The organism is Modestobacter muralis (genome assembly GCF_010682105.1).
Classification (GTDB): domain Bacteria; phylum Actinomycetota; class Actinomycetes; order Mycobacteriales; family Geodermatophilaceae; genus Modestobacter; species Modestobacter muralis.
Genome location: NZ_JAAGWH010000066.1, coordinates 1 through 24841, shown reverse-complemented (window position 1 = coordinate 24841; position 24841 = coordinate 1). Strand labels below are relative to the sequence as shown.

Genomic DNA, 24841 nt, shown 5'->3' with positions numbered 1-24841 from the left:
TCGTTCCGCTTTGCGAGGGTAGGCGCGGGCGATGACCGGGGGTCACCGCTGAGCTGGCTTTACGCCCGGCCGGGTGCCGTTTGGCCCGGTCTGGGTGTGTCGCTGGTTACTCGGCCGGGCCGGGGGTCGGCGGCGGTGGGGTGGCCGCGCCGCCATGCTCAAGCCGCCGGATGTGCTCGATCATGTCCGCGACACCGGACAGGCTGGCGGGGGACAGACCCTGCGCGCGCAGGGCGATGTTCTCCACACCGGCGGTGCGTAGAGCGACCAGGGTCTGCATGTCCGCATCGATCCGGGCGGCCAGGTCCTCGTCGAAGAAGTACTCCATCGGCATCTGGAACAGCCGGGCGATCGCGGCCAGGTGCCGGGCCGAGGGGTTGTCCCGCTTACCGGTGCGCAGCTGGCTGAGATAGGCCGCCGACGTGGCGACACCGGCTGCGGTGAGCGCGCTCGCGGCGCTTTCGTTGGTCCACAGCGTCGTCCCGTCAGGGCGGGGGACGGTGGCGAAGAGCTTGTTGAGCTGGGCAGCCAGCCGCGGCATGCCGCCCTCGCCCTGCTCCGCCAACGTCGCTCCTCGCTCCACCCACCCACGTCTTCCTGCGCGGGAACTCTAGACAGCCAGGCATCACCGATCGCGCCTTGACGCGGCCCATAACTGCCGCCTAGCTTTCTGACGAGCTTCGTAACTACAGCAAGGTGATCCGGGGGTGCACGTGCGATTGCCTTCGCGCATTGCTGTAGTTATCGCGGTCGCCGGCACCCTTCTCTGTGGTTGCGGGGATAGTGCGGTGCCTGACGCGGCGCCCACAAGCGCCGACCCTGCTGCAGGGACTACTCCCACACCGGTGGCCGGCCCGAATGACACGGCCATGAGCGCGCAGCCGGCACCGGTGCCGCCGTCGCAGGACGCCGCCTCGAGCGTGGCCGCTGTCGACCTGGCCCAGCGCGCGATGACCGCCTTCGCCCGTCCGACCCTCGGAGCCGACCCGTGGTTCACCGAGCTGGCTCCGCTGCTGACCCCGGCCACCCGTTCGGCCTACACCGGCACCGACCCGGCCGAGGTGCCCGCCCGGGCCGTCACCGGCGGTGGACGGCTTGAGGAGAGCACGTCCGCGTTCCTGGCCTACGTCGTGATCCCGACCGACGTCGGGGACTACCGGCTCCTGCTGTCCCGGGAGAGCGGGACCGCTGACTGGCTGGTCGAGACGATCACCGCCCCGGACGGTGTCCGGTGAACCGGCGGTCCGCCACGACCCTCGTCATGGCCGCCCTCGTGCCGATTGCCCTGTTCTTCGTGCTCCTCGGCACGGTGATGCTCGGTGGCCTCAGCGGCGCGGTGGCCACGGCGTCGACGTCCTGCCAGGCCAGCGGTGGCGGTGCGACGGTCGACCTTGGTGCGCTACCGGCTGATGCGGTGGCCGGGTACTCCGGGGAGCAGCTGGTCAACGCCGCCCTGGTGATGAACGCCGGCGCGAGCCTCGGGCTGTCGGTGCAGGGCCAGACCATCGGCGTGATGACCGCGATGGGGGAGTCGGGTCTGCGCGTCCTGGACCGGGGTGACCTCGCCGGCCCGGACTCCCGGGGCCTGTTCCAGCAGCGCGACAACGGCGCGTGGGGCTCCTACGCCGACCGCATGGACCCCACGACCAGCGCGACCAACTTCTTCCGCGCGCTCCAGCGGGTGACCGGCTGGGAGGCGCTGTCGCCGACCGCGGCCGCGCACGCGGTGCAGCGCAACGCCGACCCCGGCTACTACACGCCCTTCTGGGACCCCGCCGGGCAGGTCGTGGCGGCGCTGACCGGCGTGCCAGTGGAGACGCTGAACCCAGGCGGCGGCGCCCTGGCGTGCAGCCCCGGCGGTGGCGCTGGCGCCCTGCCGGGTGTCCCGCTGCCGCCGGGTGCGTGGACCAAGCCCGCGGTCGGCCCGCTCACCTCCGTCTACGGCATGCGGTGGGGGCGGCCGCACAACGGCATCGACATCGCCCCGCCGTGCAGCTCGCCGATCTACGCGGCCGCCGCCGGGACGGTGGTCGGCACCGGCCCCTCGACCGGCTACGGGAACTTGATCACCGTCGACCACGGCGACGGCGTGGTGACCCGCTACGCGCACATGTACCCCGCCGACGTCCTGACCGCGGTCGGGCAGACCGTCGTCGCTGGCCAGCAGATCGCCCGGGTCGGCTCCTACGGGGACTCCACGGGCTGCCACCTGCACTTCGAGGTGCTCCGCGGCGGCGCCTTCACCGACCCCCTCCCCGTCCTGGCCTCAGTCGGCGTGAGCGTCCAGTGACCAAGGCCCAGCGCGGAAAGGACTCCATGACCGCCACCACCGCGGCGATTTCGACCGAGCTTGAGCACGCCTCCGGCCCGGCCGCCCCACAACCGGGCATCTCTGCCCCCACCCACGGCCTGGACGTCCTCGACGTCCCCGCCGATGACCGGCTGTGGGTCGTCGGGGTCCACGGTGGCGCGGGGGAGACCACCCTTGCCGTGGCGTTGTCCGGATCGGGCACCGACCGGCGGTGGCCGCGTGCGGACACCCCGCCGCGGGTGCTGCTGGTCGCCCGTACCCACCTGTCTGGCCTGCGGGCCGCTCAGCGGGCCGCCCAGCAGTGGGCGGCCGATGCTGCACCGGCCGTCGAGCTTGTCGGGCTGGCGCTGATCCCTGACGCCCCCGGGAAGCTGCCGCGCGAGCTGCGCGACTTCGCCCGCCTGGTGGCCGGCGGGGTGCCCCGGACCTGGTTCCTGCCGTGGGAGGAGCAGCTGCGCCTGGCTGAGCCCAAGTTGCCCGGCCAGCTCCCCGTCGTCGACGCCGCCGACGCCCCCCGTTCCCTGCGCCGCCTCGCGGCCGACCTCACCGCCCTTCCCGCTCGGACGGCTTCCCCCGCCCAACCGGGGCCCCTCGTCCCCTTCACCACCCTCCAGGAAGGCCCGTCATGAACCTCCTCGCGTCCGCCAACACCGCTGGCCTCGACGTCCTCGCCGTCATCGACCCCGGCGAGGGCACCGCTCCCCCCGGTTCCGAGGGCCTGGTGACGATCGTCAACTGGGTCGCCTGGGTCGCCGTCGGCCTCTGCGTCGTCGGCGTGATCTGCGCTGGCGTCGGCATGCTGTTCGCGGGTCGACGCGGCGAGGGTGGCGAGCAGGCCGTCAAGCTGGGCTGGGTGATGGCCGGCTCCATCGTCATCGGCGGCGCTGCCGGACTCGTCGGCGCGCTCGTCTAGGGGCCTCACCCCTCATGCCCTGCGCACCCTCCTGGAGGACACCGTGACCGAGCCCGACAACGACCCCAGCCCGTTCGCCCGACGCGGGTTCATCGCTGCTGCCGTCGTCGTGGCCCTGGTCATCGTCGCCGCTGTCGTCGTCATCTTCACCGGTGGCGACGACAGCGCTCCGGCCCCCGTGGCCGGCGGTACCTCCAACACTGCGGCGCCGACCACGTCGGCGCCCGCGGACTCCGGGGAGTGCGACCAGCCCGAGGGCGATCAGCTGCCCCCAGTGGCAGCACCGGTCAACGACTGGGAGCTCGTCGGGAAGCTCGTCGCCCCGACCGACCCCGACGGAGCAGGTCCGGGCCAGGTCACCGCTGAGGGGCTGCGCACCTGCTTCTCGCACGACCCGACCGGCGCCCTCTTCGCCGCCGTCAACTGGATGGGGATGACCTCCACCGTCGAGGACATGCAGCTCGCCGTCGACAACCTCACCGCCCCCGGCCCGGGCGCAGACGCAGTGAACGGCCTTCTGGAGACCGAGCCTGACGCCGTTCTCGGCGTGGGCGGCTACCAGATCAGCGGCTTCACCTTCCTCACCTACACGGGAGACGTAGCGATGCTGGACCTGGCTGTCACCACCTCCGATGGTGTCCAGGGCGCCATTCCCCTGACGCTGCAGTGGTCGGACGACGACTGGCTGATGCAGCTCCCGGCTGACGGCAACTTCGGCGCCGGCACCCGGCCCCTCGACAGCCTGGCCGGCTACGTCCCCTGGTCGGGCAGCTGATGGCCGACGCGGGACAAGACGACTGCGGTTTCGGCAATCTCAAGTGTGAGCTCGGCAACGCCATCGGGGGCGCGGTCGACGACGCGATCGACAACCTGGCCGACAAGATCGTCGAGGCGATGGGCAAGGCGATCTCCTCGCTGGCCACGTTCTGGGTCAACGTCGACACCCCGGCCCTGACCAACGGAGGCGGGAACCCCAGCGCCCCGGTGGCGTTCGTGCAGGGCTCGCTGTCCTACTACGTGGCAGCCGCCGCGGTGGTCGCGGTGCTCATCGGTGGCGCGCGCATGGCCTACGAGCGGCGCGCGGAGCCGGGCCGAGACCTGCTGCGGGCGATGTTCACCCTCGTGCTGGTGTCCGGCGCCTCGCTGGCCGGGATCGGCCTGGCGGTCACGGCCGCTGACGGCTTCGCGGCCTGGATCATCGGCCGGTCGACCGACGACTTCGGCGCCGGTCTGAATCGCATGATCACCCTCGGCGGCGCCGCCGGTCCCCAAGGATCGGCCGCGGTCTCGGCGATCCTGCTCATCGTCCTGGGCTTGGGTGGCCTGCTCGCCTCGCTGGTCCAGATCGTCCTGCTGGTCGTGCGCGGCGGGTTCCTCATTGTGTTGGCCGGGGTCCTGCCCCTGTCGGCCAGCTTCACCAACACCGAGACCGGCCGGGCGTGGTTCCAGAAGGCGCTGAGCTGGACGGTGGCTTTCATCCTCTACAAGCCCGCCGCGGCGATCATCTACGCCACGGCGTTCCAGCTGATCGGCACCACCGGGGACGACGTGGTGACCTCCGCCCTGACGGGCGTGACGCTGATGATCATGAGCCTGGTAGCGCTGCCGGCGTTGCTCAAGTTCGTCGCCCCGATGGTCGGCGCCGCGACCGGCGGCGGTGGCGGCGGTGGCGGTGCCCTGGTCGCCTCCGTGGCCACCGGAGCGGTCTCCGCCCGCATGGCCAAGGGCGGTGCCTCCACCGGTTCCGGCGGAGGTTCGGGCGCGCCCGGCCCGTCGGGTGCGACCACCGGTGGGCCTCCGGGCTCCGGTGGCTCCCCGGGCGGCTCAGGGCCTACCGGTGGGCCTGGAGGCGGTGGGCCCTCGGGCGCCGGCGGCAGCACTGGAGCCACCGGCGGTGGCGGTAGCACCGGTGCTGGCGGCGCAGGCGGCGCGACCGGCGCGGGCGGGGCAACCGGCGCAGGCGGCGCCGCCGGCACGGCCGGTGGCGCTGGCGCTGGCGCCGCAGGTGGCGCCGCAGCCGGCGGGGCCGTGGGAGCTGGCGTCGCTCTCGCGCAGCGCGGCGTAGGCGCCGCTCGAGGCGCAGCCAACGACGCATCCAACATCGACGACGGGGGCCCCAGTGGCAGTCGCTAACGCCGGAGGTCCGGCACGCACCTACGGGAACTGGCGTCGACCGACCAGCCCCGGCCTGTGGCAGCTCGGTGCCCTGGGCACCGGACTGCTCCTGTTCTTCATGATCATCGAGATCCTGCTCATGGCCACCGCCGGCCTGGTCCCGGCGCTGGTCGGGGCGCTGATCGGCGGGGTCGCGTTCCTGGTCCTGACGGTCAAGGACCGGCACCGCCGCTCGATCGCGCAGCGGGTCACCGCGCGCATGGCGTTCCGCCGGCACCGCAAGCGCGGGCACAACCTCTACCGATCCGGCCCGCTGGGCCAGCTGCCGTGGGGCAGCTTCCAGATGCCCGGCCTGGCCGCTCCGTCGCGGCTGAGCGAATGGACCGACTCCTACGGCCGGAAGTTCGCCCTCATCCACGTGCCCAGCACCGGCGACTACACCGTGGTGTTCTCCACCGAGCCCGACGGCGCCTCCCTGGTCGACGCCGAGCAGGTCGACTCCTGGGTGGCCAACTGGGGTGCCTGGCTGGCCAACCTCGCCAACGAGCCCGGCGCGATCGCCGCCGCGGTGACCGTGGAAACCGCCCCCGACACCGGGACCCGGCTGCGCCGGGAGGTCGAGAACCACGTCGACCCCGACGCGCCCCTCGTCGCCCAGGCCATGCTCCGCGAGGTCGTCGACACCTACCCCGAGGGCTCGGCCACGGTCCGCGCGTGGGTGTCGGTCACCTTCTCCGCTGCGGTGCGGGCCGGCTCGCGCAAGCGGACCCCGGAGGAGATGGGCCGGGACCTCGCCTCCCGGTTGCCGGCGCTGTCGCAGTCGCTGCACGCCACGGGTGCCGGTGGTGCCCGTCCGGTGACCGCGGCCGAGCTGTGCGAGATGGTGCGCGTGGCCTACGACCCGCAGGCCGCCCGCCTGCTGGACGCCGCCCGGGCGGCCGGGGAGTCTCCGCAGCTGCAGTGGGGCGAGGTGGGCCCCGCGACCGCTGAGGAGCACTACGACTACTACCGGCACGACTCCGCCGTGTCGGTCACCTGGGCCATGTCCGCGGCCCCTCGAGGCGAGGTCTACTCCTCGGTGCTGCGGGACCTGCTGGCCCCGCACCGCGACGTCGACCGCAAGCGGGTCACGCTGCTCTACCGGCCCCTGTCGGCTGCCCGCGCTGCGCACATCGTCGAGCAGGACCGCCGTGCCGCGGACTTCCGGGCCACGGGCAGTGCACGGCCCTCTGCGCGCGCGCAGATCGACCAGCGCGCCGCCCACCAGGCCGCCGAGGAGGAGGCCCGGGGTGCTGGGCTGGTCAACTTCGGGATGGTCGTCACCGCCACGGTGACCGGCTCTGACCGCCTCCCCGACGCCCGCGCGGCGATCGACAACCTTTCCGCGGCCGCGCGGGTGCTGCTGCGGCCGGTCTACGGGTCGCAGGGCTCTGCGTTCGCCTCCGCACTGCCCATCGGCCTCGTGCTGCCCCGCCACCTTCGGGTGCCTCAGGAGATCCGGGAGTCCCTGTGATCGGTCGCTCCAAGTCCAAGACGACGTCGACCAGCAGCTCGTCGACGACCAAGGCGTCCGGGCCGGTGAGCGCTCCGCGCGGACCGCGACCCGGGCCGCGGGGCTGGGTGGGTCGCGGCCGCGGCCCGGCCGGCTACGTCCAGGCCGCAGACGAGTGGCGCGGCACAACCGTGCAGGTGTGCGGGCTGTGGCCCTTCGCCGCCGGCACCGGGTCCCCCATGGTCGGGGTGCCGATCGGCCGGAACATGGTGTCCGGCTCGACGCTGTGCTGTGACCCGGTGAGCTGGTTCCAGCGGGGCAACCTGATCAGCCAGCCGTCGATGTTCGTCCTGGGCCGCCCTGGTCTGGGGAAGTCGACGATCGTGCGCCGCATGGCACTCGGGCTGGCCGGCTACGGCGTGCAGCCGATGGTGCTGGGCGACCTGCGCCCGGACTACGTCGACCTCATCGAGGCCCTGGGCGGGCAAGTGCTCCGCCTGGGCCCGGGCCGTGGGTCGCTCAACGTCCTGGACTCATCCGAGGCCAAGGCGGCCGCTGACCGGCTCACCGGCGGCGCCCGCGGGGCGCTGCTGGCCGACGCCCACGAGGTGCGGGCGACGATGGTGTCCTCCCTGATCACGATCCTGCGAAAGGCACCGCCGACGGACCGGGAGGAGTCGATCCTGGACCGGGCACTAGCCGTCCTCGACGAGCGGCACGTGGGCACCCCGGTGCTCGCCGACCTGCTGCAGGTGATCCGGGACGCCCCGGCCGACGTCCGTCAGGTGGCGATCGACCACGGCAGCGACGACCGGTACCGACAGCTCACCGAGGGCCTGGAGGCCACGCTCGCCGGCATGACCCACGGCGGCCGGTTCGGTGGGATCTTCACCCAGCAGACCACCGCTCCGATGCGCCGTGACCGACCGGTGGTCTTCGACGTGTCCTCGATCGACGACGGGCAGATGGACCTGCAGGCGGCCGCGCTGCTGGCGTCCTGGTCGACCGGCTTCGGGGCGATCAACGTCTCCAACCGCCTCGCCGACGCAGGCCTCGAGCCCCGCCGGCACTACTTCGTGGTCCTCGACGAGCTGTGGCGGGCGCTGCGCGCCGGCCGGGGCCTGGTCGACCGCGTGGACACCCTGACCCGGCTCAACCGCAAGTGGGGCGTGGGCCAGGCGATGATCAGCCACACGATGAGCGACCTGCTCGCGCTCCCCTCCCCGGAGGACCGGATGAAGGCGCGCGGCCTGGTCGAGCGCTCCGGCATGGTCGTCTGCGGCGGCCTCCCGGCCGCGGAGATGGAGATGCTGCGGTCGGCGGTCTCGGTGTCCCGGGCCGAGGAGGAGATGCTGACCTCCTGGACCGACCCGCCGGCGTGGGACCCCGACGGAGGCCATGAGTCCGCGCCTCCCGGGCGCGGGAAGTTCCTGGTCAAGGTCGGTGGCCGCCCGGGCATCCCGGTGCAGGTCAAGCTGACCAGCGTCGAGGCCACGATGAACGACACCAACAAGCTCTGGCACACCATCAGCCGCACCGGGAAGGTCTCCGACCTGCCGCCGGTCGACGAGGTCCTGGACGCCGTCGAGGCCGCCGAGGGCGTGTCGTGAGCCCCGCGTCGGGACAGCGGCGCACCCGCACGTCCGGAGCCAACGGGGACACCCAGGGCCTCCTCGTCGGCGCACTCGCCGTCCTGGTCCTGCTCGGCGTGGGGTCGGTGACCGCCGCGGTCCACCTGGGCAACTCCCTCACCCCCGTCCCGGTCGGTGCACCGCAGACCGACCTGCCCGGCAACCCCTTCGAGCTCGTCTCCGGGCTGGTGCGCGGCGACGTCGCGTGGCCACCGGCCGCGACGTGGCTGCTGGTGGCCGCCGGTGTCCTGCTGCTGCTGGTGGCCACCGCGGTGACGGTGACGGTGCTGCGCTGGCGGCGGCGGCGTAGCCGCGTCGATTCAGCCGCCCGCCGGATGGGTCGCGGCCGCGACCTGGCCTCCCTCACCGCGCGCGGGGCACAGGAGAAGGCCACCCGGCTCGGCGTCGCCACGCCAGGTCTGCCGATCGCCGCCACGGTGGCCACCGGGCAGACCCTCTACTCCAGCTGGGAGGACGTCTGCGTCGACGTCTGGGGGCCACGCACCGGCAAGTCCACCTCCCGCGCGATCCCCGCGATCATGGCCGCCCCGGGCGCGGTGCTGGCCACCAGCAACAAGCGCGACCTGGTCGACGCCACCCGGGACCCCCGCTCCGCCGTCGGTCGGGTGTGGATCTTCGACCCGCAGTCGATCGCCGATGAGGCGGCGACCTGGTGGTGGGACCCGCTGTCCTACGTCACCGACGAGGCCAAGGCCGGCCAGCTGGCCCGCCTGTTCGCCACCGCGGCGCGCGAGCCCGGCGCGAAGACCGATGCCTACTTCGACAAGGCAGGCACCTCGCTACTGGCCAACCTGCTGCTGGCCGCCGCCCTCGCTGACCGGCCCATCACCCAGGTCTACCTGTGGCTGACCGACCCCACCGAGGACGAGCCGGTCCACATCCTCACCACCCACGACTACCCGCTGTCCGCGGCCGCGCTCAAGGGCACGATCGACGCCCCAGAGAAGCAACGGGCCGGTGTCTACGGCACCGCCCAGGAGACCGTTTCCTTCCTGACGAATCGCAGCGCCACCACGTGGGTGACCCCGCAGGGGCCCGTCGGGACCGACCGGCGGCCGCAGTTCGTCCCGGCCGACTTCGTGCGCTCCACCGACACCCTGCACTCCCTCTCCAAGGAGGGCGAAGGGTCCACTGGTCCGCTGGTGACCGCCATGACGGTGGCGGTCACCGAGGCGGCGGAGAACCTGGCCCGGGTGTCGCCGCAGGGCCGGCTCCCGGTGCCGCTGGTGGCGGTGCTCGATGAGGCCGCGAACGTCTGCCGCTGGCACAACCTGCCCGACCTGTACTCCCACTACGGGTCCCGGGGCATCACGATCCTGACCATCCTGCAGTCGTGGTCCCAAGGCGTGGAGGTCTGGGGCCGCGACGGCATGCGCAAGCTGTGGTCCGCGGCCAACGTCAAGGTCTACGGCGGCGGCGTCTCCGAAACCGAGTTCCTGACCGAGCTGTCCACGCTGATCGGTGAGGTCGACGTCGACACCGTCTCGACCTCCCGCAGCCGCGGCGCGACCACCACGAGTCGGTCGCTGCGCCGGGACCGCGTCCTGGACGTCTCCGACCTCGGGTCGATGCCGCGCTTCCGCGCGGTCGTGTTCGCCTCCGGTGTGCCGCCGATGCTGGTCCGCACGCTGCCCTGGATGGACAGCCCCGCGGCGCCGGCGATCCGGGCCTCCATCGAGGCGCATGACCCCTCCCGCCGGCACATGCCGCCGGTCGTCGCTGCCGCGCGCGGGGTCGGCCCGGCGTGAGCCTTGACCCGCTCGAGGACTACGCCGAGCTCGACGAGCACGACGTCGACCCCGACGACGTCGTGAACGAGGGTCCGGACCTGGTCTACAGCTCCCTGGACCTGTTCGTGGCCCATCTGATCGCACCGACCTGGTGTCGGCCGGTCGACGGGCGGCACCTCACCTGGTGCCCGTCGTGGTGGAAGCACCCTGAGGCGATCATGCGGCTGGAGGCGCTGTGGCGGTCGTGGGAGCACCTGCGGATGGACCCGGCGACGGGGCTGTCGGTGTGGATGCTCGATCACGCCGACCGGCACATGCGCGTCCTCATGGACCCGGAGCTGGGACCGTTCAAGGGCTGCCACCCTGAACGTGGTCACGGAGAGCGCCTTCGACCACTACCCCTTGAGGAGCCGCCTGCCGGGCTATTCACCTGAGCTATGCCGATGAGGCACCCGACCCTCTAGAAGTCCCCGGTTTGCCGCTATCACCTGCTCTACCGTCACCGCTGGGCTCTCGTGGCGGATCCGAGATTTCGACAGCTGCTCGGCATAAGAGTCCCAGGTGAGGATCAACCGATCATCCGATCGAAAGCCGATCGGCGAGCTGTACTCCGAAACCGTCCTAACCCGCACCTCACCTAGCTGCAGATACGTCTCCGACCCTGCATCCGTCGGCGCCGGTTCCCGCGTAGCCGCCCGACTAGCCCGGGAGCCCCGCACGGCCATGCGCTGAGCGCCGACGTAGACGCCCAGGGCCCACAGGAGGCGCGAGAGGTCCGCACCGTCGAATGCGTCCCACTCGGCAAACCACTCTTCGCGGCGGGTCTCTCGACGCCGCTCGGGCACCCGCCTACTCGCACGATGGATCAGCCGGCGGGACAACCACCGCGAGCTGCCGATGACCTCTGCCCCCACCGCAGCGCCAACTACGCCGCCACCGCCCAAGAAAACGCCGACCAGCGCGTCCCCCAGCACGCTCACGAAAGAACCCCGAAGCCAGCAGGCTGAGCGGCGATGGAGCCACCGGCGGCCCCCAGTCGGGCACGTACCCGCTGCACTTCTTGGGTAGCTGAGATCACGCCCAGAGCGGTCAGCTGGTAATACCGCCGCCGCGGACGACCTGCTGCTTGGGCGGTCGTCTCCTCCCATTGCCCAACGACCCAGCCCTCGTCCTCGAGGCGGTCAAGGATGGGGTAGAGGCTGCCCGACTTCACGTCGGCTTCTCTCATCAGCTCTAGCCCGTAGCGAGGCGCTGGCGCGGCGTTGAGGAAGGCGGCGAGCACCGCCAGCGTCGTGCTGCTCATTCGCATGGTCGTAACTCTACATAGGGAGCCATCGGACGTCCACAGAGGCCACCGAATCGCGCCCGTTGGAACTGACGTTCCCGATGTCCCCTTCATAGCCCACGACCCGGGGGCGCCAACAGCCACCGTTGGCGCCCCCCGGCGAGGAAGCGGGCGTCAGCTGGTGAGAGACACCGACTTGCCCGATCCAAACCGATCCGATCCTGCCGTTCAAGGGCTACCACCCCGAGCGCGGTCACGGGAAACGGCTCAAACCGCTCCCGCTGAACTTGCCCCCGGACGGGCTGTTCACCGCCTAAGGACGAGGCGTCAGCCGAAGTGCTCCGCGGTCAGGGCAGCCAACCTCCGGGCTGCCGTCGGGGGGAGCCGCGAACGTCTGCGTGCGGCTCATTGACCTCAGCAGAGCGGGGCAGAACGGTACGCACAGTGACTGCAGGGGGCGGTGGGATGACTGCAATGCGATGGTCGGCGCGCCTTACTGAGGCGTATTGGCCCGTCAGGAACCCTCGGTAGCCTCGCCCCTTAGCTACTTGGAGTACCCGTGAGAATAGTCAAAGGCTTTGCTATCGTTGCAGTCTTCGGACTGGCTGGCTGTACAGCGCAGCAGCAAGTCTCATCAAATACGGCACAAGTTCCCGCAGCGTCGGAAGCTCCTGTCGCTTCCGACCAGGTTGTCGAAGAGGCGGTCTCCGCTGGAGAGCCATTCTCCTTGTATGTTCACTGCGGAGGTCGAGAAGCAAATTTCCAGGGGCGCGACTGGGTTGCTGTAACCGCACTGCCGGAGCTGACTCCTGTCCGGACTTCTGGGTTCAGTGAGACGGTCAACTCCATTGATGGCAGTATGATCATGGCCGGTGACGACTTGCTGACATTCACCGTCGCGGACGCGCGTTTTGCTGAGGCGGATGCAACTGTGAATTTCGTTCCGGCTGAGCATGCGCCGACATCCCGTTGCGAATGATCGACGGCGAGTGCGTCGGCGTTGATCCCGGCCAGGACCGCGCTGTGCGCATGCGGCCCTGACCGGGAGAGTGTTTCAGCGGACGATCGAGTACAGGGTTGCGAGCATGTTGAAGTCGTCGGAGTCCGGTACCCGGTGCGCGACCTCAGTGCTGTTGGCCCACATGCAGCTGTAGTCCTGGACGTTGTGGTCCATACCGAGAACGTGCCCGAGCTCATGACAAACCGTCTTACGGTAGCCGTCAGGCTGTCGCGCCCACCGCTCGTTCAGCTGGGTGCTAGCTCCAATGATGCGCCCGGTACTGGGGTCCCAGTTATGGTTCGTAGCCCCTGACCAATCCGTGTTGTACACGCCACTGAAGACGTTGACGCAGTGGGTACCGGCCGGTCCGCATGCGTTGTACTTGTAGAAGGAGTCGATGCCTACCGACTGATTCCAGGTGTAGACGGCTGCGTCAGTGGGCCACAGGTTCCCGGTGTGGTCGTTGAAATAGACTTGCGGGTCCGAGTACCCATCATTCGACCAAAAGATCTGGGGCGCCCTGTTGGGATCGGAGGAGGGGCAGAAGGTCCTTGCGGTCCCGTAGGAACAAGCCGTTCGGGCGGGAGGGCCGCTGGCAGCAATCGACATGCCGCCAGTCGAGAACTTCTGGACGCTCAGGGCCGCGGAAGCCGGGACGACAGCCACGTTTGATGTTCCGGCGGCGCGCAACGACGTGGCTAACTGGTCGGCACTGATGCCAGGACCCGGGTCGTAGGTTGTCGTGCTCATCATCCCGTCGGCCAGCTTGACCGATGACGTGACAGTGAGGTCCGCGCCGACTTGGGTGGCTGAGCTGAATGAGCTCGGAGCCGGCTTCGGCGGGGTGATGGAAGTGCGCTTCGGGTAGTTCTTAAGATCGGTCAGAGGGGCGTTGATCTTGGGATTGTCCGGTGGTGCTGCCAGGGCAGTGGGTGCCGCCGAGACCGAGACGCCGAGCACCAGGACTGCTGCGGCGATCGAGCGAGAAAGACGCCAAGTCATTGCGGATGTGCTCCTCAACGCAGGGGAGACAGCAGCGGCGGGCGAGCCGTGCATGTGCTTGTCATCAGGTGCTTGGCCTGACTCTCGCCGTACCGCAGGGCGACCCGGTGGTCACCCTCGGTGAGCTGTGTACGCGCTGAGGAGATAGGTGACAAGAGGGTTCCGGAGTGTCAAGCGACCAACTAGGGCGTGTCGCCTGAAGCAGCGCTGGAGAGACGCGAGGGCGAGCCCCAGCTCAGTCTCGCTGAACGCGCGCCGTCAGCGGCCCAGACCCCGCTGTCGGACCTGGACGCCGGCACCACGGTCCTTGCGGGCCTTGGGCGCCCGCTGGCGGGGCATGGTGACTGCATCTCGTGCTGGTCGGCCGGCGGAGACGTCGGCTTGCAGCCGGGCCTCGACAGCCTCGTGGTCGTTGACACCGGCCAGTGCCTTCGCCAGGTCCGCCCGGCGCCCGGTGACGTCGCGCTCTGCGTTGGCGCGGATGCCGGCGACGACCTGGTGGGCCAGGTCGTCGGGGTCGCGCACCGGGGTTTTCACGCTGCCGCCGGCGGCCGCGTCACGGTCCTCCCACTCCAGGTAGTCGGTGGCCAGCTTCTCCGCGGCCTCGCGGGAGTAGCCGGCGGCCTGGAACTCCTCGGCCTTCCGGCCCCAATCCAAGGGCGTGCGCTCGGGATCAGCGTCAGCCCCCAGCTCCTCCGCCGCCGCGGGGCTGTTAGTGCTGGCCAGCAGCAGCGCGGCCTCCAGGTCCTCTCCGGCCTGTCGTGCCCGCCTGCGCTCCATTCCGGCAGCTTCGCGTTCGGCTGCAGCGCGCTCGGGGGTGGCTCGGTCCAGGCCGTCGACGTTGTGAACGTCGACGCCGTAGCGGTCGCGCACCTCGCGCTCGATCCGCTCCGCGGCGCGCTCGGCCGCTGGGTCCAGCTGCCGCCAGGCCTGGGCGGTCTCCCATGCGTCGGCGACGTCGTCCACGCCAGCGTTGTCCCACCACCCCTCGCGGTCGATCTGGGTGAGCTGGGCGCGTGCCGCGGCGCGCTCGGCGGTCAGCCGTGCCTCCAGCCGGCGGGTCTCCTCCACGCTGGCGGCCTCGGCCTGACGAGCCCGCTGAACGCGCGCTTCGGCCAGCCTCTCGGCGACGAGCCCGGCGGCGGTGATCGCCACTCGGACACCGCCGCCCACGACCTCGTCAACGCCGTCGGACTCGCTCATCGCCGCACACTCCCGTTCGCTGTCGTGGTCATCGCTCTAGGTCCGATCCGCGTCCGGCGCGTTCGGCGTCCTGCTCCTGCCGTGACGGCGTCAGCCTCGCTGGCAGCACCGACCCGGGCCGGTCGGCCAGGTCGGCGCCGGTGAAGGGCCGGCGCCCGATCGAGGCGACCCGCTTGGCCTCTGCCGCGGCGGGGTCAGCCACCGCCGCAGTCTTGGGCTGCAGCTTCGGGAGGCCAGCGCGGACGCCGGCCAGCCGCTCGCCCATGACGCGCTCGATCTCTGCTGCTCGGCGGGCGTCGCCGACCGCCTCGTGGGCCTGGCGCATGGCCTTGACCGTGGCCCGCAGCTGGCTGAACAGCACGGCTTGCGCGACGGTGCCCTGCCCGCCGTGGGCGACGGAGGACAGCAGCATCGCCGCGCCCCGCATCGACGGTGTGCCGACCTTCGGCCGGGCGGTCTGCGGGCCCCGGACCTGTGCCGACCGAGCGAGGGAGTCCGCGACCTCGGCCAGCGGCCCCGGGGTGGCTTCGACCTGGCGCGACCAGGCCGCGAACGCACCCGACGTCTCACTGGCCACCCGTGACCAGGTGGCCCAGTCGTCGACCGGGACGCTGCTCAGGTACTTGCTCATCTGGCTCTGCTGGGCGATGAGCTCATGCCACTGCTGGTCGGTGACCTCCTCGACCTCGCGGCCTGGCGCCACGGGGCGCCGGCCACGCTTGGCCGCGATCCATTCCGCCGCGGCCGCGCTGGCGTGCTCAGGGCTGTCCGGCCAGCCCTGGCGCAGCCGATCGAGTGACAAGTCCTTGGCCAGCAATCGGCCACCGACGTACAGCGGCCGCTCACCGGCGACCGGTCGCAGGGCCACCGAGTAGCCGGTGATGACGTCGGAGGTGCCGGCCGCGATCCGGCCGTCGACGAGTACTCCCGACCGGCGCATACGGCGCACGAACTCCGCTTCGTTCTCCGATGCCGTGGCGGCCGCGCGGACGATCCGACCGAGGGTCTTGCGGTGCGGCTCGGGCCGGCCCTCGCGTGCCGCGCGCTCGACCTCGGCGCGCGTCGGGGACCGCTCGCCGCGCCCGGCGCCGCGCTCCTCCAGCACCTCCAGGCCGTGCTTGCGCTCCAGCTCTCCGGCCAGGCGCTGGGCCCGGACCCGGTCCCGGTAGGGGTTGGCCTTCGTGCCGTCCTCGCGGACCAGGTTGACCACGATGTGCACGTGGTCGTTGCCGTTGGTCGACAGCCCGTGGCGCACCGCGACCCACCGGACGTCGGCCTTGCCGCCGCCGGTGAACCCCATGCCCTCGACGAACTCCGAGGACAGCTCGGCCCACTTCTCATCGCTCTGCACGCCCTCGCTGGCGCGCAGGCTCAGCGAGCAGTGCCACACATGCCCGTCGGGGATCTCGGTGCCGAACAACTGCCGGGGGCGGTCCAGCGCAGACGCGATCTCACGCGCTGCCGCCCCGTCCAGCTCGGCGGTGTCGTGCCACGCCATGATCGCCGGATCACCGGCGACCAGGTGCGGCTCGGTGTGCTCATCGGACCGGCCCGGACCGACCAGGTACTGCATCAGCCCACCCAGCCGCCTGCCCCGGGTGATGTTGGGCATCACGGGGTCAGGCCCTCCCGGACGGGGCCGGCGAACACCCGCGACTGAGCAGACACACCCAACCCGTCCAGGGTCTCCTCCACCCGCGGCAGCAGCCGCCGCACCGCCGCCAGCGTCGCGGCCGCATCCGCCGGGAACGCCGGCCCGGAGTTGGCGTGCCGGGCGAGCTGGTTGACGTTGTTGCAGATGCTGCCCAGCAGCCTGGCGACCTTGAACAGCTCCGTCATGGCCTGCCGGCGCATCGCCGCGGTCTCCCGGTCCCCGGCCAGCGCGGACTCGACCAGCAGCTCGACGACGTCCACGCCCTGCGCCGCCGCCAACTGCTGCAGCACGGCCTCCTCCTCAGCACTCACCCGCACCCGGTGGTTACCGGTGCGACCGCCGGCCACGCGGGCCCGGCGACGGCGCCCGACCGTGCCTCGCGGAGCGGGCTCGGCGTCGGTCATGGGGGCTCCTTCCGCCCAGCGCAGCGCTCCCGCGACCGCGGGACCAGACGAAGTCTGCCCAGGACCGGGGGCGCCTGTCGACCCCGTCCTCGGTTTGGGTTACCCAAACCACTAGCTTGCTCAACCGCCTCACCTCACTGGCTCTACCGCCTCACCTCACTGGGTTTCCGCGCGCTACAGCGGTGGACCACGGAAATACCCGCCGCTAGGGTCGTTGCATGCCTGCTGACCTTGGTGCCGACGAGGCCGTGGAACGTGCCCGCCAGCTGCTCGACCCGCGCTTCGGCTCCATCCGCACACTGGCCGACCGCCGTGCCGCTCTAGCCGACGCCCGCCGGGTGATCGACGAGGCCGAGGTCGCCGACGCGCAGGCCTACGCCGAGGCGCTGCGCGCCGGATGGAGCGAAGCCGATCTCAAGGCCGTCGGCTTCGATGCCCCCGAGCGGCGACTGCCCGGTCGACCTCGCCGGAACCGCAAGCAGACCGGTGGCGCCGGGGATGCAGCCGTCGGTGCCGCCACGGCCAACGGGCAGCAGGAGCCGGCCTGACCTTCGGTCCGCCCGTCGGCGCTGACCTTCGGTCAGCACCGGCGCGCTCCGCGCGGTTGAGCCGGCTACGCCGGCGCTGCGGGAGCTCCGCTCCCCTCCCGGCAATCCGAGCCTGCGGGCGCGTCCGCTCCGGTCAAGGTCGTACGTCCTCGCTGCGCTCCGGGCGCTCCACCTTGACCTCCACGGCCTCCTGCACCCGCTGACTTCTTCTTGCCGGGAAGGGGGCGGGGGGTGGTTGGCCGCCTGGAACAGCGGTGGTGCGACTGATGCACGGCAGCGGCGGTCCGGCGGTGGCCGGGCGGCCGGCGCAGGGGCTCCCCTGGCCGGCCGCCTTATGCCTACTGCAACTCGATGATGACCGCGGTGAGCAGCGCCGCCTGTGCCTCGCGCACGCCGTCCAGCCGCTCGAGGAGGCCGGCGATCAGTCCGTGTGTGTCCTCCAGCTGGCTGGCCAGGCCTGCGCCCGGCTCCTCCAGCAGCGTCTGCAGGTATGCGACGTGGTTGCCCAGCTGGTGCAAGCCCTCCTGCACCGCCTGCGTCGCGTCCCTGACGTGGTCCTGCTCAGCAGGGAAGTAGTCGCGTTCGGTCATCATCAGGTGTCCTCCTCCTCGGCCGCCGCGGTGTGCGGCGGGTCGGGAGTCCCGGGGTGCGGGGTTGAGGGTGGGCGGTCCAGGCTCGGCGAAGCCGACCGGCGCAGCCGGCGCGAAGCGGCCTTGACCGGTCGGGCCCCCGACCCCGCATGCTGGGACGACCTGCCGCACCCCCCAACCCAGCCACCACGGCGAAGCCACCGGCCGCAGGCCGGTCTCGTGACCACCACGGCGAAGCGACCGGCCGCCAGGCCGGTGCAGCAGGAGACTGTCGGCGCAGGTCGCAACAGTGGGGTGGTGTCACCACGCGAACCCGGTCCGCCACCCCGCCGGCTGCCGGTACCCGATCACCTCCTCGTCACCTCCACGGACGACCTTGCCCTGGCCCTGGAGGAGGCCGATCGCCGGCTGCACCCTCCGGTGCCGGTGCGCGTCCGATGGGGCGGCGAGTGGCACACCCCGGCGCTGCTGCACGGCTGGCAGCAGAGCGAGGACCGCGGCGACGGGTGGCTGGGCTGCGTCGAGTACCACCGCGAGATCGCACCCCGCTTCGGCTTCGCAGTTGGCCGCTGGACGCCGGCCTGGAACATCGAACGCGCCGAGGACGACGCCCCACCGTCTTGATCGACCGCGCTAGCGTGCAGCACGGTCCTGGCGGCTACCCCCGTGGCTGCCAGGACTGCTCGTCCTGAGCATTTGGCAGCGGGTCGACCACTTCTCGCAGCCGGTACACGACGAAGTCCGCAGCAAGGCGATTGATCGGCAGGTGCACCGCCTCATTCGTCTCAGGCCTCCCCCTCCGGCCTGTCCGAGGCTCTCCAGCGACGAGTCATTGGTGTACTACAACGGACACAACGTCGCAGGCGCAGCACCCGCTCTCGACAGGGGCCGGCTCGCAGTCGCTGGAGATTGTGGCGACAGCCGACGGACACCGACGGGAGATGACCGTGCCCCGAAATGGACTCACGCGCCTCGCCCGCGCTGGCCGGCTTCCGCTGCTCCTGTTCGGCTTGGTGCTGTGGGTCGCGGTCCCTGCCGTCGCCGTGTGGCTGCTGCAGCACCGCGCGGACTCGGTCACCTTGGCCGACCCCCAGACCGTCTACGTCGAGGTCCAGGCCAACACCGCCGCCGTGGTTCAGGAGGTCAACATCTCCCTCCGGCTCGAGGGCGGGGCCACGGTCCTGGCCCCCGCGCTCACCGGCATCGTCGAGCAGCTCCTGGTCCAGCCCGGCCAGACACTCACCAGTGGTCAGCCCCTTGCCGTGATCGGGGGGATGACCCGGCTCGCGGTCAACTCCGAGCGACCCTTCGCCCGCCCACTGGCCGTGGGCGACAAGGGACCCGACGTCGCCATGCTGCACGCCACGCTGACCTCACTGGGGTACTCCTCCGGGGCAGGGTCGACCTACTCCCAAGCCACCGCCAGGGGTGTCGCGCAGCTGCAGAAGGCCGTCAGCCAGGTGCCCGGCGGTGACACGTCCGGAGCGTCGTTCGACCCCAACTGGTTCTTCTACCTGCCCGCCGGTGAGGTCGTCGTCGCCACCAACGAGCTGGTTCTCGGCGCACCCGCCCCAGCCGCCGGCGAGCCGGTCCTCACCGCCCGCCGCAGCGTCACCGAAGCGACGCTCACCCTGGAGCAGGATGCCGGGGACCAGGCTCCTGCCGGCGTCGAGCAGCCCACCGGGCCCGACACCAGCGCTCCCTCACCGGCCGAGGTGACCCCGCCGGAGGCCGATGCCCAGCCCGTGCAGTCCTTCACCGCGCCCGCCGATGCGCAGCTGGCCGTCAACGGAACCCCGCTGGAGCTGGTAGAGGACCGCGCGCACGTGGCGCCGGCGTCCTTCCCCGCACTGCTGGAGCTGCTGGAGCCAGGCAGCCGCACCGTGGGCGCCCAGCTCACCACCGCACCCGGGCCCGGGGAGTTCTCCGTGCCGGCGGCAGCGATCTTCACCTCCCAGACCGGGAACTCCTGCGTGCTGGCCAGGCGCGGAACCGCCACGGCCGCGGAGCGGGTCGTCGTGGTGGGCAACACCTTCGACCGCGCTGTCGTCACCGGAGACCTCACCGACGACGTCACCGTCGCTGTCTCCCCACCGGCGCGGGACCGCACATGCGCGTGAAGCTGCGCGCGGTGCCGCGGTGAAGTTCCACCTGGAGGGGGTCGGGGTCGCGTTCGCCGACCGGCGCCTGTTCAGTGGCCTGTCCCTGACGCTGGAGTCCGGGGACCTGACCGCGCTCATGGGCCCCTCCGGCTCGGGGAAGTCGACGCTGCTGGCGATCCTGTCCGGCCTCATGCCACCCGGTGAGGGCACCCGCCGCGTCACCGGCGCCCCGCCGGGTGAGCAGGCGGTGAGCTGGATCTTCCAGAACTCCCCGGGCCTGACCCGCCGCACCGTCCTGGACAACGTCAGCCTCGGCCCGCTGTCCGCCGGCGCCACCCGGCAGCAGGCCGAGGACGCAGCACGCTCGGCGCTGCAGCTCCTCGGGCTCGGTGACCTGGCCGGCACCCGTCTCTTCCGGCTGTCCGGGGGTGAGCGGCAGCGAGCGGCCGTGGCCCGCTGCATCGCCAGCCGCGCCGACCTCATCCTCGCCGATGAACCCACCGCCTCCCTCGACGCCCGCAACCGGGCGCTGGTCTGCCAGGCCCTGGACGCCGCCGCCCGCAACGGCTCGGTGGTCGTCGTGGCTACCCACGACCAGGCCGTGGCCCAGGCCTGCCACCGCGTGCTGGACCTCCCCGCCCTGGCCGCGGCGTGAGCATCAGCAGCCGGCAGAAGACCCGCCTTGCCGTGCAGGAGGCCGTGCGGAACGTCGCAGCCACCCCGCTGTCCAGCCTGCTCCGCGTCACGATCGCCGCGGCCGCGGCCATCGGCTGTGTCGCGTTCACCGTGCACGACGTGGACGGCATCAGCACCCGCTTCGATGAGCAGGTCGCCGCCGGGCGCTACGTGTGGCGGGAAGCCGGCGTCACCGAGACCGCGCGCATCCCCGCGGCCCGCTGCGACGCGCTGCAGGCCGTGGACGGGGTGCAGGCCGCCGGCAGCGTGTTGGAGCGCGCCACCACGGGCGCGGCCAACCAGCCCCTGGCCACCTACGACGTCCTGCGCGTGACACCGGGCTACGTCTCCGCGGTCTGGCCCCAAGCCCAGGTCCTCACCGACGGGGTCGTCGTGGGCAGCCTCGCCGCGGCCAACCTGGGTCTGGTGCCCGAGGCCGCGCTGACCTTCACCCGGCCCAGTCGCACCTGGGTCCCCGACACCGCAGCCGTCTCGATGGTCATGGACCCCTCCCCGCGCGACACCGCGGCCGACCGGCAGATCCTCATCGTCTCCCCACCGGTCGGCACCACCACCGAGTGCGTCATCGCCGCCGACCCAGGCGCCGCCAATGACATCGGCACCCTGCTGTCCTCCTGGTTCCCCGCCGACACCGAATCGGTGACCACGCCGTGGCTGCGCAACAACCAGCTCGGCATCAGCCCCGATGAGGAACTCCAGGACCGGCGCTCGCAGTTCGGGTGGCCCGCCGGCTTCCTGCTGCTCTTCTTGACGACCGCCTACCTCTGGTACGGGCGCCGCTCCGACGACGCCCTCTACGCCCTGCTGGGCATCCGCCGTGGCGCCCTGTTCCTCATGCACCTGTGCGAGGTGGTGCTGCTGGGCGTGCTGCCGGCATCCATCGCCGGGGTCCTCACCCTCACCGCGCTGGTACCCGATGCCTCAGCGGCAGCCCTGAGACTGGCTCCCCTGGACCTGCTCAGCCTGCAGATCAGCACGCTCGTCATACCGGTCGCGTTCCTGCTGTGGACCCGAAAGAAGGGCCTACTGGACGCCTTGAAGGGATTCTGAGATGACCCTGCGCAACCGAAAGTCCGCGACCCACCGGGCGACCGAGCTCCGGGGAGCGGTCCTCGTGTCGCTGTCCCTGGTCCTGGCAGCGTGCTCCAGCGACGAGGGCAGCAAATCCGAGGGGCCCGTGCAGGTCGCTGCACGCCAAGCCCAGGACGCCGGGCTCACCTTCCAGGCCAACATCCTCAACGACGGCAAGGTCACCGACGCCGAGTACCGCGACGCGATGGACGCCCACGTCTCCTGCATCCGGCAGACCGGCGTAAAGGTCACCGACCCTCAACTGTCACTGGCTGACAACCAGCGGTACCTCTATGAGATGACCCCCGGCCCAGGGGTCGGAGAGGGCAACATCCAACAAGCCGAGAAGGACTGCTACGCCCAATGGCGGGGCCTCGTGGATGACCAGTACTTCGCAACAAACGAGCCCCGCATGGACGCTGCCCTGCTCGCCGGCGTCCAGCAGTGCCTACGCGACCGAGGTGTCAACGTCTCCGGCCAGGAGACCAACGTCCCCGACCTGCAATCCGACCCCGCCAACGCCCCCGTCGACCAGCTCACGACCTGCATCCAGTCGACCGGTAAGACCCTCTACCCCGGCGTGGCCATCCCGTTCATGTTCGACCCCTTGTCCACGCCCTGAGGACCTCGAACAGCCAGCCTTCGGTGGCTGGGTAAGCAGCCGCGCAAGCTGACCGGAACGCCCGGTAACGGACGGCCCACTACCCATCTCTTGTCGGGCCGGCGAGCTGACTCACGTCTTGACCAGCCGGAAGAAGCCAGCCGCAGTGACCAAGGCAGCGGCCACCGCACATAGGACCAGGGACGACCCGGGCGTGACCTCATCGAGGAACAGACCGTAGAGACCGGAGCCCAGGGCGGCGCCGAGGTTGACCGACGTGTTGATCCAACTGCTGGCTTCAGTGTGCACGCGCGCATCGGTCAACTGGTCTGCGGCTAGGTAGCCGGTGATCAGCATCGGGGCGATGAACGCGCCCATCAGTCCGATGCCGACGACTAGGACGCCGGTGGATCCGATGAGGCCGCTGAGCGCGGTCGTGCCGATCAGGCCAGCACCAAGGATCACCAGTCGACGGCCAGGTGAGAGCTTCCATTCCAGCCGGCCGTACAACAGGCCACCGAGGGCGCTGGCGCCGGCGAACACCGCCAGCAGCGCCCCGGCGAGGACGGTGCTACCGGCGGCGACGCCGATCGCTGGGGCAGCGATCTCGACTGCTCCGAGGATGATGCCCGGAGCCAGGAGCGCCCAGACGACGGGGAGGAAGCCAGGGGTGCGCAACGGCCGGATCACCTCGGCCACCTCACCCACGGCGTCGGGGACGTGGCCTCGCTGGCGCAAGGACAGCGGGCTGGTCACGTAGGAGCCCGCGCCCAGGGCGGTCAGCCCGGCCGAGGCCAGTAAAGCCACCAGGGGGTCGGACACAGCGATGAGCGCAGCGCCGGCCAGGGGCCCGGCAGTGAAGACGATCTCCTCGGTGACGGCATCCAGGCTCAGGCCCCGGGTCCGCAGCAGCCCCTCGGGCAGCGCCTGGGACCACACCACCCGCATGGTCGCGCCGAACGGCGGAGCCGACAGGCCGGCGACCACACCCAGGCAGACGAGGACCGGCCGGTCATCCGTCGGCGCCCCGGCCAGGACGGCCAGCGTCACCGCGTGGACGGCACCGAGTCCTGCCAACGGCCAGGCCTGACCGAACCGGTCGATGGCTCGAGCACGCCAGGGTGTAGCGACGACGTTGGCGATGCCGAAAGCGGCCGTCACCGCCCCGCTCACGGTGAAGGAACCGGTGGTGGCCTGCAGGTGCAGCACCAGGGCGAGGCCAGACACGGCCAGCGAGAGTCTCCCCAGCATGCTGGGCAGGAACGACCGCAAGATGTGCGGGTACATCAGGGCAGCGCGGTAGGAAGGATGGGTGGAAGGCACGTCGTCTCCGATGCGGAAGGCACCTCCGGAGGGACGAGGAAGTCGCCGTCTCGGGGTGCGCCGTCAGTGGTCCAGCGCCGAAAAATGGCGCGTTAAGACCCACCCAGGTCGGTACAGCAGGCTGCGAGGGGTGGGCCGCAGGACCGTCAGCTGAAGGCGACGACGAAACCGATCATCCTCGGCAGGCTATCGAAGATCAGCCGTAGCGCCAGGTCAGAGTGCGGTGCAGCGCAAGGCCGCGGCCGTCCTGAAGTGGCAGCTGACGCCCTGAGCAACAGCCGCTTCCGCTAGCCGGCGCACGTGGACGTGGACGTGGCTACGCGCAGGTGTCCACGCTCGAGCAGGGCTCAGCACTGCAGTCCGCTCCACCGGTCATGACGGGAAGCACCCGCCTCCCCACTCCATCTCGTTGTCGTAGGACTCCTGGTCGATGGTCCCCTCGGCGGTGAAGTAGACCCAAGCGAAGCGACAGTCCTCTCCCGCAGCTGCCGGGGCGCGGCACAAGTCGCCGTCGTGGTCAGCTTCCCCGCCGATAGCCGCGCAGGACCGTGTCCGCTCAGCGGTCACCGCCGACTCACGTCGAGCTTCCGCCGATGACGCAGCAGCCTCTGCCTGGGCAGCGGCCTTGGCCATCTCTATCTCGATCTGCTGCTCATCGCACGCCTCGATCCACTGACCGGCCAGGGCGCGAGCTTGTGGAGCGGGAACCCCGACGTAGCTGGCGAACACCCTGTCCAGCTCCGGGTCGCCGTTGTTGTTGCCCGACTCCAGGTAGGCCAAGATTTCGGCACCCTGGTCACACACGGGGTACTGAGCTGGGATCAGCGTGTTGCCCTCGGCGTCGGCGTCAACCGCAACGATGGGGGCGTTGCCCTCCGCGACGGGTACAGCACCTACGACGGGAGCGTTGTCCGTCACCGGTGGCTGCGAGCCGCTGCACCCCGCGATCGTCACGGCGACAGCGAACAGTGAGAAGACAGTGACCATGCGCACGCCCGGAGCCTCGCACTACCACTCGCAGGGGTCCGCGAGCCGCGCCGCCGCTGCCGAGGGGGCTACCTGCCGCGTGACACTTGCCAGCTGGCAAGTAAAGGACGTTCTCGGCCATCGCCAACCACTCACAAAGGCCGGCGGTCTCAACGGGTGCAT

26 protein-coding genes are annotated in these 24841 nt (G+C 71.2%); 17 read left to right on the top strand and 9 right to left on the bottom strand.

Annotated elements, in window-relative coordinates; all coding sequences use genetic code 11:
* Window positions 1-106: 106 nt before the first annotated feature.
* Window positions 107-565, bottom strand: coding sequence for an XRE family transcriptional regulator (locus GCU67_RS20305; RefSeq protein ID WP_211661804.1), 459 nt, complete (start codon window positions 563-565; stop codon window positions 107-109).
* A 304-nt stretch (window positions 566-869) separates the two neighbouring features.
* Here GCU67_RS20305 and GCU67_RS20300 point away from each other — a divergent pair, with 304 nt between their 5' ends.
* Genes GCU67_RS20300 through GCU67_RS20255 form a run of 10 tightly spaced genes read left to right on the top strand, consistent with a single transcriptional unit; the run spans window position 870 to window position 10647 of the window.
* Window positions 870-1235 carry a hypothetical protein gene (locus GCU67_RS20300; RefSeq protein WP_163613187.1) on the top strand — a complete coding sequence of 122 codons (366 nt, stop codon included), beginning with the start codon at window positions 870-872 and terminating at the stop codon, window positions 1233-1235.
* 26 nt (window positions 1236-1261) lie between these two features.
* The gene (locus tag GCU67_RS20295; RefSeq protein WP_211661803.1) at window positions 1262-2290 is read left to right on the top strand and encodes a M23 family metallopeptidase; all 1029 of its coding nucleotides are present in this window, start codon (window positions 1262-1264) and stop codon (window positions 2288-2290) included.
* A 26-nt stretch (window positions 2291-2316) separates the two neighbouring features.
* Window positions 2317-2940, top strand: a complete 624-nt coding sequence (locus GCU67_RS20290; protein WP_163613185.1) for a DUF6668 family protein — start codon at window positions 2317-2319, stop codon at window positions 2938-2940.
* Complete coding sequence (locus tag GCU67_RS20285) at window positions 2937-3224, top strand: hypothetical protein (RefSeq protein ID WP_163613184.1); 288 nt, start codon at window positions 2937-2939, stop codon at window positions 3222-3224. The genes GCU67_RS20290 and GCU67_RS20285 overlap by 4 nt, the downstream gene beginning before the upstream one ends.
* A gap of 43 nt (window positions 3225-3267) precedes the next feature.
* Window positions 3268-3999, top strand: coding sequence for a DUF8175 domain-containg protein (locus GCU67_RS20280; RefSeq protein WP_163613183.1), 732 nt, complete (start codon window positions 3268-3270; stop codon window positions 3997-3999).
* A complete protein-coding gene (locus tag GCU67_RS22590) occupies window positions 3999-5357 on the top strand; it encodes a TrbL/VirB6 family protein (protein ID WP_163613182.1) in 1359 nt (452 codons plus the stop codon). Before GCU67_RS20280 ends, GCU67_RS22590 begins: the two co-directional genes overlap by 1 nt.
* Entirely contained in the window at window positions 5344-6852 is a 1509-nt protein-coding gene (locus tag GCU67_RS20270; RefSeq protein WP_163613181.1) for an SCO6880 family protein, read from the top strand. Before GCU67_RS22590 ends, GCU67_RS20270 begins: the two co-directional genes overlap by 14 nt.
* Entirely contained in the window at window positions 6849-8441 is a 1593-nt protein-coding gene (locus GCU67_RS20265) for an ATP-binding protein (RefSeq protein ID WP_211661802.1), read from the top strand. The genes GCU67_RS20270 and GCU67_RS20265 overlap by 4 nt, the downstream gene beginning before the upstream one ends.
* Window positions 8438-10231 (top strand): TraM recognition domain-containing protein, encoded by a 1794-nt coding sequence (locus GCU67_RS20260; RefSeq protein ID WP_163613180.1) that lies wholly within the window; start codon window positions 8438-8440, stop codon window positions 10229-10231. The genes GCU67_RS20265 and GCU67_RS20260 overlap by 4 nt, the downstream gene beginning before the upstream one ends.
* Window positions 10228-10647 carry a DUF4913 domain-containing protein gene (locus tag GCU67_RS20255; protein ID WP_211661801.1) on the top strand — a complete coding sequence of 140 codons (420 nt, stop codon included), beginning with the start codon at window positions 10228-10230 and terminating at the stop codon, window positions 10645-10647. Before GCU67_RS20260 ends, GCU67_RS20255 begins: the two co-directional genes overlap by 4 nt.
* Before the next feature lie 542 nt (window positions 10648-11189).
* On the opposite strand, the gene GCU67_RS20250 is transcribed toward GCU67_RS20255, so the two are convergent.
* Window positions 11190-11516, bottom strand: a complete 327-nt coding sequence (locus GCU67_RS20250; protein WP_211661800.1) for a PadR family transcriptional regulator — start codon at window positions 11514-11516, stop codon at window positions 11190-11192.
* Window positions 11517-12057: 541 nt separating this feature from the next.
* Here GCU67_RS20250 and GCU67_RS20245 point away from each other — a divergent pair.
* Window positions 12058-12477, top strand: coding sequence for a hypothetical protein (locus GCU67_RS20245; protein ID WP_163613178.1), 420 nt, complete (start codon window positions 12058-12060; stop codon window positions 12475-12477).
* Window positions 12478-12552: 75 nt separating this feature from the next.
* On the opposite strand, the gene GCU67_RS20240 is transcribed toward GCU67_RS20245, so the two are convergent.
* From GCU67_RS20240 to GCU67_RS20225, 4 genes are all read right to left on the bottom strand, one after another.
* Window positions 12553-13458 (bottom strand): matrixin family metalloprotease, encoded by a 906-nt coding sequence (locus tag GCU67_RS20240; protein WP_163613177.1) that lies wholly within the window; start codon window positions 13456-13458, stop codon window positions 12553-12555.
* 300 nt (window positions 13459-13758) lie between these two features.
* Entirely contained in the window at window positions 13759-14703 is a 945-nt protein-coding gene (locus GCU67_RS20235; RefSeq protein WP_163613176.1) for a coiled-coil domain-containing protein, read from the bottom strand.
* Window positions 14704-14731: 28 nt separating this feature from the next.
* Complete coding sequence (locus GCU67_RS20230) at window positions 14732-16315, bottom strand: relaxase/mobilization nuclease domain-containing protein (RefSeq protein ID WP_246215461.1); 1584 nt, start codon at window positions 16313-16315, stop codon at window positions 14732-14734.
* Window positions 16315-16761: a plasmid mobilization protein gene (locus GCU67_RS20225; protein WP_163613174.1), complete on the bottom strand. Its 447-nt coding sequence runs from the start codon at window positions 16759-16761 to the stop codon at window positions 16315-16317. The genes GCU67_RS20230 and GCU67_RS20225 overlap by 1 nt, the downstream gene beginning before the upstream one ends.
* A gap of 218 nt (window positions 16762-16979) precedes the next feature.
* Between GCU67_RS20225 and GCU67_RS20220 the strand changes: the two genes are divergently transcribed.
* Window positions 16980-17309 (top strand): hypothetical protein, encoded by a 330-nt coding sequence (locus tag GCU67_RS20220; RefSeq protein ID WP_163613173.1) that lies wholly within the window; start codon window positions 16980-16982, stop codon window positions 17307-17309.
* A 338-nt stretch (window positions 17310-17647) separates the two neighbouring features.
* Here the strand turns inward: GCU67_RS20220 and GCU67_RS20215 are convergent, their stop codons facing one another.
* Window positions 17648-17902, bottom strand: coding sequence for a hypothetical protein (locus GCU67_RS20215; RefSeq protein WP_163613172.1), 255 nt, complete (start codon window positions 17900-17902; stop codon window positions 17648-17650).
* 423 nt (window positions 17903-18325) lie between these two features.
* Between GCU67_RS20215 and GCU67_RS20210 the strand changes: the two genes are divergently transcribed.
* The 5 genes from GCU67_RS20210 to GCU67_RS20190 all read left to right on the top strand — a co-directional run bounded on the left by GCU67_RS20210 (window position 18326) and on the right by GCU67_RS20190 (window position 22390).
* Window positions 18326-18523: a hypothetical protein gene (locus tag GCU67_RS20210; protein ID WP_163613171.1), complete on the top strand. Its 198-nt coding sequence runs from the start codon at window positions 18326-18328 to the stop codon at window positions 18521-18523.
* Window positions 18524-18846: 323 nt separating this feature from the next.
* Window positions 18847-20019 carry a biotin/lipoyl attachment domain-containing protein gene (locus GCU67_RS20205; protein WP_211661799.1) on the top strand — a complete coding sequence of 391 codons (1173 nt, stop codon included), beginning with the start codon at window positions 18847-18849 and terminating at the stop codon, window positions 20017-20019.
* 19 nt (window positions 20020-20038) lie between these two features.
* Window positions 20039-20656 (top strand): ATP-binding cassette domain-containing protein, encoded by a 618-nt coding sequence (locus GCU67_RS20200; protein WP_163613169.1) that lies wholly within the window; start codon window positions 20039-20041, stop codon window positions 20654-20656.
* Window positions 20653-21747 carry a hypothetical protein gene (locus tag GCU67_RS20195; RefSeq protein ID WP_163613168.1) on the top strand — a complete coding sequence of 365 codons (1095 nt, stop codon included), beginning with the start codon at window positions 20653-20655 and terminating at the stop codon, window positions 21745-21747. Before GCU67_RS20200 ends, GCU67_RS20195 begins: the two co-directional genes overlap by 4 nt.
* 1 nt (window position 21748) lies before the next feature.
* On the top strand, window positions 21749-22390 hold the full coding sequence (locus tag GCU67_RS20190) for a hypothetical protein (RefSeq protein WP_163613167.1): 642 nt from the start codon (window positions 21749-21751) through the stop codon (window positions 22388-22390).
* A gap of 111 nt (window positions 22391-22501) precedes the next feature.
* Here the strand turns inward: GCU67_RS20190 and GCU67_RS20185 are convergent, their stop codons facing one another.
* Complete coding sequence (locus GCU67_RS20185) at window positions 22502-23692, bottom strand: MFS transporter (protein ID WP_211661798.1); 1191 nt, start codon at window positions 23690-23692, stop codon at window positions 22502-22504.
* 372 nt (window positions 23693-24064) lie between these two features.
* The gene (locus tag GCU67_RS20180; RefSeq protein ID WP_163613166.1) at window positions 24065-24685 is read right to left on the bottom strand and encodes a hypothetical protein; all 621 of its coding nucleotides are present in this window, start codon (window positions 24683-24685) and stop codon (window positions 24065-24067) included.
* Window positions 24686-24841 lie beyond the last annotated feature (156 nt).

Excerpts from the sequence above, each read along its gene's own strand:
- GCU67_RS20225 (WP_163613174.1), bottom strand. The coding sequence starts at position 16,761 with ATGACCGACGCCGAGCCCGCTCCGCGAGGCACGGTCGGGCGCCGTCGC.
- GCU67_RS20250 (WP_211661800.1), bottom strand. The coding sequence starts at position 11,516 with ATGAGCAGCACGACGCTGGCGGTGCTCGCCGCCTTCCTCAACGCCGCG.
- GCU67_RS20215 (WP_163613172.1), bottom strand. The coding sequence starts at position 17,902 with ATGATGACCGAACGCGACTACTTCCCTGCTGAGCAGGACCACGTCAGG.
- GCU67_RS20220 (WP_163613173.1), top strand. The coding sequence starts at position 16,980 with ATGCCTGCTGACCTTGGTGCCGACGAGGCCGTGGAACGTGCCCGCCAG.
- GCU67_RS20285 (WP_163613184.1), top strand. The coding sequence starts at position 2,937 with ATGAACCTCCTCGCGTCCGCCAACACCGCTGGCCTCGACGTCCTCGCC.
- GCU67_RS20230 (WP_246215461.1), bottom strand. The coding sequence starts at position 16,315 with ATGCCCAACATCACCCGGGGCAGGCGGCTGGGTGGGCTGATGCAGTAC.
- GCU67_RS20295 (WP_211661803.1), top strand. The coding sequence starts at position 1,262 with ATGGCCGCCCTCGTGCCGATTGCCCTGTTCTTCGTGCTCCTCGGCACG.
- GCU67_RS22590 (WP_163613182.1), top strand. The coding sequence starts at position 3,999 with ATGGCCGACGCGGGACAAGACGACTGCGGTTTCGGCAATCTCAAGTGT.
- GCU67_RS20290 (WP_163613185.1), top strand. The coding sequence starts at position 2,317 with ATGACCGCCACCACCGCGGCGATTTCGACCGAGCTTGAGCACGCCTCC.
- GCU67_RS20190 (WP_163613167.1), top strand. The coding sequence starts at position 21,749 with ATGACCCTGCGCAACCGAAAGTCCGCGACCCACCGGGCGACCGAGCTC.
- GCU67_RS20300 (WP_163613187.1), top strand. The coding sequence starts at position 870 with ATGAGCGCGCAGCCGGCACCGGTGCCGCCGTCGCAGGACGCCGCCTCG.
- GCU67_RS20235 (WP_163613176.1), bottom strand. The coding sequence starts at position 14,703 with ATGAGCGAGTCCGACGGCGTTGACGAGGTCGTGGGCGGCGGTGTCCGA.